Genomic DNA, 13,528 nt, shown 5'->3' on the forward strand with positions numbered 1-13,528 from the left:
ATCCCTCTTGCTCATACGATTGTGGCTCGATGTGCAAAGAACCGAGCGGCTTCCTTTAATATATTTCTTTCTTGCTCTGCTCGTTTTAATTGACGTTTAAAGCGTGCTACCTCCGCTGGGAGATCGTCGTCTTGTTTACGCTTTGCTGAAGGCTTTGAGAACTTTGACACCCATTTATAAAGCGTCTTTCCAGATACCCCTAGTCGCGCTGCAATATCATTGAGCGAGTATCCATGTGTGCCACTTGATTAACTGCTTGGACGATGTTATCAACATAACAATTTCTCATGTTACCTTCGATTAAGGGTAGATTTACCCCTGATAGGGGGTAAAAAGAAGTTTACCCCCTATCGGGGGTAAAACACAGCAAGCTATGATCTTCAATTGACGCTGATGACATCTCCTCCTTACTAACACATTATTGGGTGTGGTATCTGCACTAGGCTACTAGAAGAGATTTTGTTGTCATAATTTCAATTCAACTTAACGCTCCAATCTCTCTTGCTCATGCGGTTGTGGCTTCGTTAGTTTTTTAAGAACCCGCCTCAAACCGTCTTTTTTCACAAGTGATGTTTTATGTGCTTCATTTCTAACCAAGCGCGATTTCAGCTCATCTTTCAATGTCGGTTCGGAAGCTATAACGTCAAAAGCTCGACTAAGTTCGAGATAGCTATCCCGCTGTCTTTCTGCGAGCTTTCCAGCATGTTCAAGCGGTGTTTCAATTGCTCGATTTGCTGTCTCGTGGATACGGATACTTCGTTTGAGGCTTTCGATAGCCCCTGTAACGCTTCGACTGAGGCTTGGTATTCCTGCTGAATGTTCTGATGTGTCTGAATAATTTCGTTCAGGATTGTTTTGCGTTCGCGTTGATACTGTTCTTGGATTTCTTTTATCGTGTTCAAGTAAAACTCGTTCTGTGTCTCGATCATAGCGAGTAAATGCTCGTTTGAAATCTGCTGATTCTTCGTCAATGACATAATTTGTGAAGCTAATTGCTTCTCGATGTCGCTCATATTCTATTTTCCCTTCTAGCAAAAAACTCATCCATTCTTGGATAAACTTTTGTTGTTGTTCGTGATACTGTTCTAACGCTAACCTTGCGTTTCGTTCAGTTAGTGCCTTTCTTTCTTCAATTTGCTTAACCATCTCAAAACCTTTTAGGGATGGGTTGAACTCGGGTATTTGTGCAAAATTAACGTGAGGTTGCGGTATGTAAAAAGATGGCGTAGCTGTCCAACGGGAGTTCAAAGGTAAGTAATGCACTTTGCTCACATTGAACTCGGGCTTACTTTTGTGTAATCCATAACGTCTGTTGTTGTAGTTAGCTCGTTTAATAATCGCTTTATTGAGTTGGTCTTTTAACTCCTCTAGTCGACTTTGTTTGCTTTGTAATGGCTCACTGGACTGGGTTAAGGAGTTTCTAGAACGAAACTGATCAGTAAACACAAAACCATGAAGACGCACGTTCTTTTTGTCTTTAAAGTGCAAACGGACGAAGTTGCTCGATTCACTAACATGGGTAACCCCGACCATTTCTTTAAACTTATTGCTACTTAGTGCTTGTATAATGTCATTGCGGTTATTTACTCGATTATTAGCAATCATGTCTTTAATCCAGACATTGATTGCTTTCTTTAGCTTGTGCCGCTTGTCAAAGCCGCTACCGTCTTGAGTAAGTCGTTTATGAAGAGAATCGAGAGGACTCACTAAATCATGCTTAAGATTTAAGTAATCCCGCAGTAGATTGAAGTCTTGTTCATGCCCTGGTGGAGCAGGGTTGAATGACAATCCTGTTGCCAGGTGAATCCTTGGTATCAAAAAATGATTTTCAATATTGCCTTGGTGCGTGTGACGCACCCAATCAATTAGACGTTCATTGGTGGGGAACCCCGCAAAACATAAGTCTTCGAATAACTCTCGCCATTCCGCTTCAATTTCTGGATTAGCTTGCAACTTATCTGTATCTTCCAACGCGTGAGCAATCACACCAGAAACATATTTATGTTGGTGAGGCGTATGTGCAATCGCATATTCGACCGCTTTGCGATTACCATTAATTGCTTCTGGTGGCGGTTCTCTACGTTTTCCTTTTTGCTGCTGGAGAATGTAGTCGCATTCCCACTCTGTCTGTATGTCGTTCGTTTCTCTGGCAGATTTACGCATTTGATAAGCATCGCTGTAAATTCTTTTTTGCTCGTCACTGAGGCTGCACAGAGGACCATAGAGATAGTTTGTTGCAGCTTGTGGGTTAGTCTGGTCTTTTCCACTAGTTTGGAAAAATGATATTACTGCCATAATTCCACCGATAATGGATCTACTTTTGCGACTCGGTATTTATAGTCAACCTGTGGATTGGCTAGAATATTCATTACTCGAAGATCGTGCTGCTCAAATGCTTTGTTGAGCTGGTTAAGCTCTAGCAAGATTTGAACTGCTTCCGCTCCAGATTTATGAGTGTTACACCACTTGACGGTCTGATTAAGCAGAGAATTGAAACGTACACGTTCATGGATTACGCCTAACATCTCTTTTCTAGTCTGTTCTGCAAAAGGCACTATGATTTGAGTTTTATGTAGGGATTCAGAAGCAATCTGAGACACCGTTTTTCCTGCTTGCTCAGCTTTGTATTTCCAGATCTTTTTATCTAAGAGCGTACAGTTCATTTCTATACGAGTACTCTTTGCTTCACAATAATGATGATAAAGAGCATCCACTTCCGCTGACTTCAGTTTCGTCTCTTTCGTCATGCGGGTTTTGGTAATTTTGATGTTGTGCTCGACACAGTACTCAAGCTTTTCTTCAAATATTTTGGTGAGCTTCGGGTTGTTAAGATAGTGCTCTTCTATCTGTTTTTTCTTGTATTTTTTAATCATAGATGCGCCTACTTTGATAGGTCTAATTCTGTTTGTTGGCCAGTTTTTTCAGGGGTTTGGGCGCAGCCCAAGCGTTCCTAAGCAGCCGCTTAGATTCCCAACCCGATGAAGCTTCATACGGGGTTGGGGTAACCTTGCTCTTTGGCTTTTACATCAATTTTCCACACTGTCGTCGACATGGAGTTCTTCGGATAAGCTGGAATCTGCATCACTCAAATCGCCGAAATACCAATCTGGATGAGCGCTCGTGAGACTTTCAATGAGTTTTGTGTTGTGTTCTTGTAGGCGTTCTTTATCGCGAGTTAATGAAGCGATATGCTCGTCTAACATTTTCGCACGAGCGCGTTCAACAAAAAGCTCCTGACTTACCAAAAGTAACGTATCGAGCTTTTGCTGTTGTTGGTCAACTCTAGCGCGGTAGTCCGAAACAACTTGCTCTGATTGAGCAAGTTTGTTTTCTAGCTCATTGTACTTTTGACTCTGTGAATCAGTTTGCCGTATCTGCTTTTGCAATTCGTCAATGAACTCAACAAGCTCTTTGTTTTCTTTTTCTAATTCATCAATTTGCTTAAGAGATTCTTGGGTATGGGCGCTAACGAGCTGTTGAACCTCACCATCGAAAGCCTTCCAAACGATAGACATTTCGGCTTGAAGCGCAGAAGTCAGTCGCTGCTCAGAGTCAACAAACCACAGCGCTTTATTACGAACGACAGTAGTTGGTTTTGTAGCTTTCCTAAGTATTTTGAAAGCGATCGCTACTCGCCTAAAATCACCACCAACACGCTTTTGAAGCGCTTTTGCTGAAGTGGGTGCTGTGTTTAAATCGCTAAATGCTGAGGCATACTCGTCAATGGTTTTACCTTTTTCTGTTGAATAGCCTTGTTTTTCCAGTTCAGCGGAAAATCTTTCACGGAGCAATACAAGACTTTCTTCCTGACCGAGGAAGGCAGGAAGAGAGGAAGACAAAGTAGTATTCATAATTACTGTCCAACTTTAAGCGTATCATCGATAATTTTGTAGATTTGCTCTCTGTGTTTATCACTCTTTGCAACCCGTGCTAGTTCGAGTAAGTTTTGTATAAATGCTTTATCATCACTGGCGATGGACTGCGCTGCTTGCTTAGTTTCAACAATGTCATTGGGTACGAAAATGCTGTTTGAATCACCCGTTTTAAATAGTTCTGCTATTGTCCTATCTGCTTTGACTTGCTCTTTCTTCAAACTTACCTTATTACGTTTCGCATAATGCTTTTCTACAATGCTGACGTCTCGATGCCCGAGTAATTCCGCGATCCAAGCTACACTGACTCCACGATTAAAAGGTATCGACGCTCCCGTATGTCGCAATTGGTTTGGGCCTCTATGAGGAACACCTGCCTCTTTCAAGAAACCAGTAAAGAACTGCTTCGCAAACTGTTTAGGGTTCAGCCATGGATGACCCGTTTGCTCATTAAAAAAAACAAACCTGCGTTTTTCTCGTTTAACTGTGATGTTATCTCGTTGCACAACGTCAATAGCGATTGGATCTTTGTCACCAGTTAAGCTCTCTAGTTTGCGGAGTATTTGAGCGGCTTCTGCTGATAGCTCAATTGTTCGTTCAGACTCTTCTGTTTTAGTTACTTTGTACTTGTTTAGAGGTTTTGCTAAGTCAACGTATAGTCGACATTTTTCAATTCCTTGTTCTGTATAAAACTCGATATTTTCCCAGCAAGTACAAATGAGTTCGCTGATACGTAATGCCGTTAGAATGGCAAAAGAAGCCATGTCTTTTGCCATCTCATTGTCGGTATCAGTCAACAATAATTGACGAACTTCGTCTTCGGTTAAGGGAAAAGGATCATCGTTAACAACTTTCAGGTTTTTGATACCTTCCATTAAGTCGTTTTTCTGATGTTCAGACAAGCAGGCTTTAGAGCAAACAGCTCGCAAGATAGTGTAACAACCGTTAATAACCTTACCCTTTTTTCCCTGTTTAAGGAGGGTAGTTGTTAGATTATCAATATCTTCAATAGTGAGTTCAGAAAGGAGCTTTTCCCCCAAGTTTCTGATGATATGTCTGCCATGTGTTTTCATTCCATTAAAGGTAGATTCTGCTACCACTGGCTCGTTGATTTCTAACGCATGGCAAACAGCACGAGCAACAGAATTGAGCTTGTGATCATTTTTATCAAGGGAGACTTTAGACTTGCGGGTGCCTTTCCGAGCTTTTTGAATTCGAGACTTCAGGCGAGGGGATTTTTCATTTTTCTTCGTAGGGTTCATTTCTAGACCTATAGAGTGATAGGCCATTAAGGGCGGCTCTTCTGGCGGAGCCTTATTATGTATAATGGTCTGGTTTATTTGCTTATTATCAAACCACAACGTTTCTTTTTACACAATAGTTACGCACAATTAACTTTGATGTAAGTCTATGTATAATAAAGAAAAATATATATATCTGGAATATTTTTCATAGCGTAACTTATTGATATTTATAAGTGTGAGTGCTAACTAACTTATCGTAAGTTTCTTCCCTTGCAAGATACAACGTTTACCATTAAATTCAATAAATGTGATGCATGTCACGAAAAATGACGTGGTGCAAATAATTACACTACGCCTTCTGGGTTTTAGAAATACAAAGTTGTGGGATTAGAACGCTGAAGAAACGAGCGTTAATAACTTCGCTGCATTATATCTAATGTGACCTTTGGCGAGTCGTTTTGGTTAGTCATCATTTCGTCACTCAGCTAAAATCTAACAAGTCTAGTAACTCACGATTTGAGTTACATTTGTGAAAAATGGAAAACTCCTCCAGTTTGATAATCTTTCGCACTTTGCGCATTGGACTGGATTCGTTGAGATCATCTATAAGGCATACAGAATGTTGTGTACGATGCGAAAACTCGGTTGCATAGGTACGGACTTCTATATCAACGCTATCTGTATGCGAGAAAAGATGCAGTACCGAGTCAGTTAAGTTCATTTTAAAGCCTGTGTACCTACCAAAACGCGAAATCAAAATAAAGATCATGATGTCAAATACATCTGTCGGGATACCAACAGTAGTTCCACACTTAAACTTGAAGCTATTTAACTGCTTGGAGCCGAGTTGGATTTGTAGATTATCCACAAGATAAGCACCGTTCATAAAATCGCGACGAATTTCGTCTGAGAAATATTGATACACCAAATATGGTAAGCAAAGAGGTTCATCTTCAGTCAGCTTATTGATTTTTAACCAGTCGCGATAAGTATATTCCTCTAGACTGAGAAGGTTCTTAAAGCTACTCACGCTGCCAATCGTAAGCTGAACCTTTTGTACACCGTACTTTGATTCAAAGTCGTGTTGGTTCAAATAGGGATGGATCTGTAGCAGAGATATCGCTGTATCAATAAGGTGAATCTGCTCCATCGCAACCCCCATTGCTAGAAAGCGAGATAGATCGAGTTGATCGCGGTATGAAGCTCCCTCTTCGAGTGCTAGAACAATAGTTTTTCGTAGCGATTGACTGAGTTCTTGCATAATTACCCCTCTAGTTCCATTTGGAACGTGCTAACGATTTCAAGCAATTTCTCTAATTTATGTTTCTTCCCATACCGACCGAAGGTCATATTCGGGTTGGTATGACCAACAACCTCGGCAACGCTATGTTCTGCTACATCTTGCTCTTTAAGTTCATCGATAAATGTGTGTCGCAATCCATACGCTGTTGGACGCTTGCCCGCAGGCATACCTAGCTTGGTTTGAAGCTTTCCAAACTGGGTGCGATATGTTTTTGTCCAATCTTTATCCTTTCCAAGCGGAGGATAATTGAATAAAGGGACATTACCTTTATGAAGGCGACTTTTATAGAAAAGTACGAAGTCTTCATGGATAGCGGGATGTAGTGGAACAGAACGAACAGCATGCTCGTTTTTTAAGTGTTGATCTTTTGACTGATCCGTTATTTTAATGTGCGGAATTTTTGTGTTAAGAACGATATCTTGTATATAGAGCTGGCATGCTTCTCCCGTTCGCAGTCCATGAAAGAGCTGTAGCTTGCTTATCCATTGAAAATCTAATGATGCTTGAACGAATTCAGGGCTTTGAATTAGTTGAGAGAGTTCTTCATCAGTCCAACGATCACGCTGTTCACTAACGTGTTTTTGGCTTTTGAACTTCGGATTGAGATCTTCCGTTGGGTTTTCTAGAATATACTTCTTTGATTTCAGCCATTTGAAAAACTGTTTTACAGCCGAAAAGTAATCTTTATTAGTTTTTGATGACCGTGATTCCGAATAGAGTAGATCAATATAGTCTTCTAAGTCAGAAATACAGACTGTATTGCGATTCACATTTTGTGTTTCAAGAAAGTTGATACAGTGAGAAATACGTTGATTGAGCTGATGAACTGTTAGTTGACGCACATTGCGCTTCTTTTTACTTTCTAGAAATCGCTCAAGCAATTTCGAAAAAGGAATCACTTTAGTCGGAACGCTTTTAATCGCAGGATCAGTTTCTTCAAGATTTGTTAAGTCAACTTCACTTGGTAAGTTAGTATATATGTCATTTTGGAAGTGCTCCATAAGCTCTGGCGGCGCTTCAAATATCTTTGAATAAGATTGACCAGCAGTCGACGTAAATGAGAAACGTAGAGCTTCAATTCTCTTATCAAGCGTTGCTTTAAACGCTGAAAAAAGAGGAGGTTGATTATGGTCGATCAGACTCAGGGTTCCTTTAATACAAGAAGCTGTTTTAAAATTGCGCTCTATTGCATCTGAGCGCTCTTTAGTTAAAAGACTAACTTTGATATCGAAAGGATAACCAAACTCACGTAGTAGTTTAGGGATGCAAATGCGGGTTTGATATACGCCGTTGGGCGCTTTTTGTAAGTACATTGTCTCACCTCATTGTCATGAAAGTGATTTGCAGTACTGTAGATACGAAAAAGCCCTTGAAAATCAAGGGCTTAATGCGTAAGAAAAATGGCGGAGAGATAGGGATTTGAACCCTAGATACGCTATTAACGTATGCCGGTTTTCAAGACCGGTGCTTTCAACCACTCAGCCATCTCTCCACAAATTGTCATCTTCAGATTAGTACACTGATGATGTTGTTACATGTTTCCACAGGTAACGATATTTAAAGCCTGGCGATGTCCTACTCTCACATGGGGAAACCCCACACTACCATCGGCGCTATTTCGTTTCACTTCTGAGTTCGGAATGGAATCAGGTGGGTCCAAAACGCTATGGTCGCCAAGCAAATTCTTACTCTCTATTTCTAGAGAAAACTTGGAAAGCTGTTGTTAATTCTCGTTGTTACACATTCAATGTTCTTTCATTGAGTCCATCAAAACCCCTTGGGTGTTGTATGGTTAAGTCTCACGGGCAATTAGTACAGGTTAGCTCAACGCCTCACAACGCTTACACACCCTGCCTATCAACGTCGTAGTCTACGACAACCCTTTAGGATACTTAAAGTATCAGGGAGAACTCATCTCAAGGCTCGCTTCCCGCTTAGATGCTTTCAGCGGTTATCGATCCCGAACTTAGCTACCGGGCAATGCGTCTGGCGACACAACCCGAACACCAGAGGTTCGTCCACTCCGGTCCTCTCGTACTAGGAGCAGCCCCTTTCAATTCTCCAACGCCCACGGCAGATAGGGACCGAACTGTCTCACGACGTTCTAAACCCAGCTCGCGTACCACTTTAAATGGCGAACAGCCATACCCTTGGGACCGACTTCAGCCCCAGGATGTGATGAGCCGACATCGAGGTGCCAAACACCGCCGTCGATATGAACTCTTGGGCGGTATCAGCCTGTTATCCCCGGAGTACCTTTTATCCGTTGAGCGATGGCCCTTCCATTCAGAACCACCGGATCACTATGACCTGCTTTCGCACCTGCTCGAATTGTCATTCTCGCAGTCAAGCGGGCTTATGCCATTGCACTAACCTCACGATGTCCAACCGTGATTAGCCCACCTTCGTGCTCCTCCGTTACGCTTTGGGAGGAGACCGCCCCAGTCAAACTACCCACCAGGCACTGTCCGCAACCCCGATAAGGGGTCGACGTTAGAACATCAACACTACAAGGGTGGTATTTCAAGGACGGCTCCACGAATACTGGCGTACTCGTTTCAAAGCCTCCCACCTATCCTACACATGTAGGGTCAATGTTCAGTGCCAAGCTGTAGTAAAGGTTCACGGGGTCTTTCCGTCTAGCCGCGGGTACACTGCATCTTCACAGCGATTTCAATTTCACTGAGTCTCGGGTGGAGACAGCGTGGCCATCATTACGCCATTCGTGCAGGTCGGAACTTACCCGACAAGGAATTTCGCTACCTTAGGACCGTTATAGTTACGGCCGCCGTTTACCGGGGCTTCGATCAAGAGCTTCGACCGAAGTCTAACCCCATCAATTAACCTTCCGGCACCGGGCAGGCGTCACACCGTATACGTCATCTTACGATTTTGCACAGTGCTGTGTTTTTAATAAACAGTTGCAGCCACCTGGTATCTGCGACTCTCAATAGCTCCATCCGCAAGGGACTTCACCGTCGAGAGCGTACCTTCTCCCGAAGTTACGGTACCATTTTGCCTAGTTCCTTCACCCGAGTTCTCTCAAGCGCCTTGGTATTCTCTACCCGACCACCTGTGTCGGTTTGGGGTACGATTCCTTACAATCTGAAGCTTAGAGGCTTTTCCTGGAAGCATGGCATCAATGACTTCACACCCGTAGGTGCTCGACGTCGTGTCTCAGCCTTAAAGAGAGCCGGATTTACCTAACTCTCAAGCCTACGCACTTGAACCTGGACAACCGTCGCCAGGCCCACCTAGCCTTCTCCGTCCCCCCATCGCAATTGTAAGAAGTACGGGAATATTAACCCGTTTCCCATCGACTACGCCTTTCGGCCTCGCCTTAGGGGTCGACTTACCCTGCCCCGATTAACGTTGGACAGGAACCCTTGGTCTTCCGGCGAGGAGGTTTTTCACCCCCTTTATCGTTACTCATGTCAGCATTCGCACTTCTGATACGTCCAGCATGCGTTACCACACACCTTCAACCGCTTACAGAACGCTCCCCTACCCAATATACAAAAGTATATTGCCGCAGCTTCGGTTTACTACTTAGCCCCGTTACATCTTCCGCGCAGGCCGACTCGACCAGTGAGCTATTACGCTTTCTTTAAATGATGGCTGCTTCTAAGCCAACATCCTGGCTGTCTGAGCCTTCCCACATCGTTTCCCACTTAGTAGTAATTTGGGACCTTAGCTGGCGGTCTGGGTTGTTTCCCTCTCCACGACGGACGTTAGCACCCGCCGTGTGTCTCCCGGATAGTACTTACTGGTATTCGGAGTTTGCAAAGGGTTGGTAAGTCGGGATGACCCCCTAGCCTTAACAGTGCTCTACCCCCAGTAGTATTCGTCCGAGGCGCTACCTAAATAGCTTTCGGGGAGAACCAGCTATCTCCAGGTTTGATTGGCCTTTCACCCCTAGCCACAAGTCATCCGCTAATTTTTCAACATTAGTCGGTTCGGTCCTCCAGTTGATGTTACTCAACCTTCAACCTGCCCATGGCTAGATCACCTGGTTTCGGGTCTATATCCAGAGACTGAACGCCCAGTTAAGACTCGGTTTCCCTACGGCTCCCCTAGATGGTTAACCTTGCCACTGAATATAAGTCGCTGACCCATTATACAAAAGGTACGCAGTCACAGGACAAAGCCTGCTCCTACTGCTTGTACGTACACGGTTTCAGGTTCTATTTCACTCCCCTCACAGGGGTTCTTTTCGCCTTTCCCTCACGGTACTGGTTCACTATCGGTCAGTCAGTAGTATTTAGCCTTGGAGGATGGTCCCCCCATATTCAGACAGGATATCACGTGTCCCGCCCTACTCGATTTCACTGAACACACATCGTCAACTACGGGACTATCACCCTGTATCGTCGGCCTTTCCAGACCGTTCGTCTAACGCGTGTAAAGCTTAAGGGCTAGTCCAATTTCGCTCGCCGCTACTTTCGGAATCTCGGTTGATTTCTTTTCCTCGGGGTACTTAGATGTTTCAGTTCCCCCGGTTCGCCTCCTGTTGCTATGTATTCACAACAGGATACTTACTTATGTAAGTGGGTTTCCCCATTCGGAAATCCCAGACTCAAGTGGCTTTTACTGCCTAATCTGGGCTTATCGCAAGTTAATACGTCCTTCATCGCCTCTGACTGCCAAGGCATCCACCGTGTACGCTTAGTCACTTAACCATACAACCCGAAGGAGTTTCGAATTGATGTTAAACAACCAAAGTTGTCTCTCATTATTTGAATGAGCGAGAGACATTAGTTTGTTTCCGCTTTAAAAAGCAGAGCCAAACTACGATTTTGCCGGACTCAAATTCCAAGAACACTTGAATGTGTTTTTAGTTGTATTCAAATTCATGAATACTTTGAGAACTTTACAATCAAACTTAAAAAGTTTGATTTGTCAGCTTTCCAAATTGTTAAAGAGCTAGATTCATTTAAGAACCATTTTTAAGAACACTTAAGACTTTCTGTTTCAAAAGAAATGCGCTTAAAGATGGTGGGCGATACCGGGCTCGAACCAGTGACCCCCTGCTTGTAAGGCAGGTGCTCTCCCAACTGAGCTAATCGCCCATCGAATCAAGAATGGTGGAGCTAAGCAGGATCGAACTGCTGACCTCCTGCGTGCAAGGCAGGCGCTCTCCCAGCTGAGCTATAGCCCCATATCTTGAGATAATGGTGGGTCGTGCAGGATTCGAACCTGCGACCAATTGATTAAAAGTCAACTGCTCTACCAACTGAGCTAACGACCCAATGGTATCCCGTAGGGGAGTCGAACCCCTGTTACCGCCGTGAAAGGGCGGTGTCCTAGGCCTCTAGACGAACGGGACACTAAGTTGAACATCTTGGGGGATGTTCTATCTCTTAAACTTCATAAACCGTATCAATCTGTGTGGACACTCATCGTGAATAATCATCGTATAAGGAGGTGATCCAGCGCCAGGTTCCCCTAGCGCTACCTTGTTACGACTTCACCCCAGTCATGAACCACAAAGTGGTAAGCGTCCCCCCGAAGGTTAAACTACCTACTTCTTTTGCAGCCCACTCCCATGGTGTGACGGGCGGTGTGTACAAGGCCCGGGAACGTATTCACCGTGGCATTCTGATCCACGATTACTAGCGATTCCGACTTCATGGAGTCGAGTTGCAGACTTCAATCCGGACTACGACGCACTTTTTGGGATTCGCTCACTTTCGCAAGTTGGCCGCCCTCTGTATGCGCCATTGTAGCACGTGTGTAGCCCTACTCGTAAGGGCCATGATGACTTGACGTCGTCCCCACCTTCCTCCGGTTTATCACCGGCAGTCTCCCTGGAGTTCCCGACATTACTCGCTGGCAAACAAGGATAAGGGTTGCGCTCGTTGCGGGACTTAACCCAACATTTCACAACACGAGCTGACGACAGCCATGCAGCACCTGTCTCAGAGTTCCCGAAGGCACCAATTCATCTCTGAAAAGTTCTCTGGATGTCAAGAGTAGGTAAGGTTCTTCGCGTTGCATCGAATTAAACCACATGCTCCACCGCTTGTGCGGGCCCCCGTCAATTCATTTGAGTTTTAATCTTGCGACCGTACTCCCCAGGCGGTCTACTTAACGCGTTAGCTCCGAAAGCCACGGCTCAAGGCCACAACCTCCAAGTAGACATCGTTTACGGCGTGGACTACCAGGGTATCTAATCCTGTTTGCTCCCCACGCTTTCGCATCTGAGTGTCAGTATCTGTCCAGGGGGCCGCCTTCGCCACCGGTATTCCTTCAAATCTCTACGCATTTCACCGCTACACCTGAAATTCTACCCCCCTCTACAGTACTCTAGTCTGCCAGTTTCAAATGCTATTCCGAGGTTGAGCCCCGGGCTTTCACATCTGACTTAACAAACCACCTGCATGCGCTTTACGCCCAGTAATTCCGATTAACGCTCGCACCCTCCGTATTACCGCGGCTGCTGGCACGGAGTTAGCCGGTGCTTCTTCTGTCGCTAACGTCAAATCTATACGCTATTAACGCATAAACCTTCCTCACGACTGAAAGTGCTTTACAACCCGAAGGCCTTCTTCACACACGCGGCATGGCTGCATCAGGCTTGCGCCCATTGTGCAATATTCCCCACTGCTGCCTCCCGTAGGAGTCTGGACCGTGTCTCAGTTCCAGTGTGGCTGATCATCCTCTCAGACCAGCTAGGGATCGTCGCCTTGGTGAGCCCTTACCTCACCAACTAGCTAATCCCACCTAGGCATATCCTGACGCGAGAGGCCCGAAGGTCCCCCTCTTTGGCCCGTAGGCATCATGCGGTATTAGCCATCGTTTCCAATGGTTATCCCCCACATCAGGGCAATTTCCTAGGCATTACTCACCCGTCCGCCGCTCGACGCCGTTAACGTTCCCCGAAGGTTCAGTTAACTCGTTTCCGCTCGACTTGCATGTGTTAGGCCTGCCGCCAGCGTTCAATCTGAGCCATGATCAAACTCTTCAATTTAAGATTTTGTTCTGCTCAATGAATACTGAACATTACATAAAGTAATGTTTGAATTGACTGTGCTCTTATTGGTTTTCACTTTTGAAAAAGTAAAACAAAACAGCTCAAGGCTGCTTCCCAATTCGAATGGTCACTTCGT

General features: G+C 44.6%; 6 protein-coding genes, 5 tRNA genes, 3 rRNA genes and 1 pseudogene. All 15 read right to left on the reverse strand.

Annotated elements, in window-relative coordinates:
* Positions 1-11: 11 nt before the first annotated feature.
* Positions 12-224, reverse strand: a pseudogene (locus L9Q40_RS08035) (transposase); the annotation flags it as partial.
* 259 nt (positions 225-483) lie between these two features.
* Positions 484-2,295, reverse strand: coding sequence for a relaxase family protein (locus L9Q40_RS08040; protein WP_498793000.1), 1,812 nt, complete (start codon positions 2,293-2,295; stop codon positions 484-486).
* Positions 2,286-2,873, reverse strand: a complete 588-nt coding sequence (locus L9Q40_RS08045) for a hypothetical protein (protein ID WP_498793001.1) — start codon at positions 2,871-2,873, stop codon at positions 2,286-2,288. Before L9Q40_RS08045 ends, L9Q40_RS08040 begins: the two co-directional genes overlap by 10 nt.
* A gap of 153 nt (positions 2,874-3,026) precedes the next feature.
* Positions 3,027-3,851 carry a hypothetical protein gene (locus L9Q40_RS08050; RefSeq protein WP_498793002.1) on the reverse strand — a complete coding sequence of 275 codons (825 nt, stop codon included), beginning with the start codon at positions 3,849-3,851 and terminating at the stop codon, positions 3,027-3,029.
* A gap of 2 nt (positions 3,852-3,853) precedes the next feature.
* Positions 3,854-5,161, reverse strand: a complete 1,308-nt coding sequence (locus L9Q40_RS08055; RefSeq protein ID WP_062865924.1) for a tyrosine-type recombinase/integrase — start codon at positions 5,159-5,161, stop codon at positions 3,854-3,856.
* A gap of 436 nt (positions 5,162-5,597) precedes the next feature.
* Positions 5,598-6,377, reverse strand: a complete 780-nt coding sequence (locus tag L9Q40_RS08060; RefSeq protein WP_498793003.1) for a hypothetical protein — start codon at positions 6,375-6,377, stop codon at positions 5,598-5,600.
* A gap of 2 nt (positions 6,378-6,379) precedes the next feature.
* A complete protein-coding gene (locus L9Q40_RS08065; protein ID WP_498793004.1) occupies positions 6,380-7,732 on the reverse strand; it encodes a tyrosine-type recombinase/integrase in 1,353 nt (450 codons plus the stop codon).
* 88 nt (positions 7,733-7,820) lie between these two features.
* A tRNA-Ser gene (locus L9Q40_RS08070) sits at positions 7,821-7,911 on the reverse strand.
* 70 nt (positions 7,912-7,981) lie between these two features.
* A 5S ribosomal RNA gene (rrf, locus tag L9Q40_RS08075) occupies positions 7,982-8,097 on the reverse strand.
* Positions 8,098-8,207: 110 nt separating this feature from the next.
* A 23S ribosomal RNA gene (locus L9Q40_RS08080) occupies positions 8,208-11,098 on the reverse strand.
* Positions 11,099-11,412: 314 nt separating this feature from the next.
* A tRNA-Val gene (locus tag L9Q40_RS08085) sits at positions 11,413-11,488 on the reverse strand.
* A gap of 13 nt (positions 11,489-11,501) precedes the next feature.
* Positions 11,502-11,577: transfer RNA gene (locus L9Q40_RS08090), tRNA-Ala, on the reverse strand.
* Between the two features lie 14 nt (positions 11,578-11,591).
* A tRNA-Lys gene (locus L9Q40_RS08095) sits at positions 11,592-11,667 on the reverse strand.
* Positions 11,668-11,669: 2 nt separating this feature from the next.
* Positions 11,670-11,745 (reverse strand) — tRNA-Glu (locus L9Q40_RS08100).
* Positions 11,746-11,836: 91 nt separating this feature from the next.
* Positions 11,837-13,389 (reverse strand): 16S ribosomal RNA (locus L9Q40_RS08105).
* The 16S, 23S and 5S rRNA genes sit together here with 5 tRNA genes alongside, the layout of an rRNA operon.
* Positions 13,390-13,528 lie beyond the last annotated feature (139 nt).

The sequence above is a fragment of the Allocatenococcus thiocycli genome (genome assembly GCF_921292965.1).
GTDB classification, from domain to species: Bacteria; Pseudomonadota; Gammaproteobacteria; order Enterobacterales; family Vibrionaceae; genus Vibrio; species Vibrio natriegens.

Excerpts from the sequence above, each read along its gene's own strand:
- L9Q40_RS08060 (WP_498793003.1), bottom strand. The coding sequence starts at position 6,377 with ATGCAAGAACTCAGTCAATCGCTACGAAAAACTATTGTTCTAGCACTC.
- L9Q40_RS08055 (WP_062865924.1), bottom strand. The coding sequence starts at position 5,161 with ATGGCCTATCACTCTATAGGTCTAGAAATGAACCCTACGAAGAAAAAT.
- L9Q40_RS08040 (WP_498793000.1), bottom strand. The coding sequence starts at position 2,295 with ATGGCAGTAATATCATTTTTCCAAACTAGTGGAAAAGACCAGACTAAC.
- L9Q40_RS08050 (WP_498793002.1), bottom strand. The coding sequence starts at position 3,851 with ATGAATACTACTTTGTCTTCCTCTCTTCCTGCCTTCCTCGGTCAGGAA.
- L9Q40_RS08045 (WP_498793001.1), bottom strand. The coding sequence starts at position 2,873 with ATGATTAAAAAATACAAGAAAAAACAGATAGAAGAGCACTATCTTAAC.
- L9Q40_RS08065 (WP_498793004.1), bottom strand. The coding sequence starts at position 7,732 with ATGTACTTACAAAAAGCGCCCAACGGCGTATATCAAACCCGCATTTGC.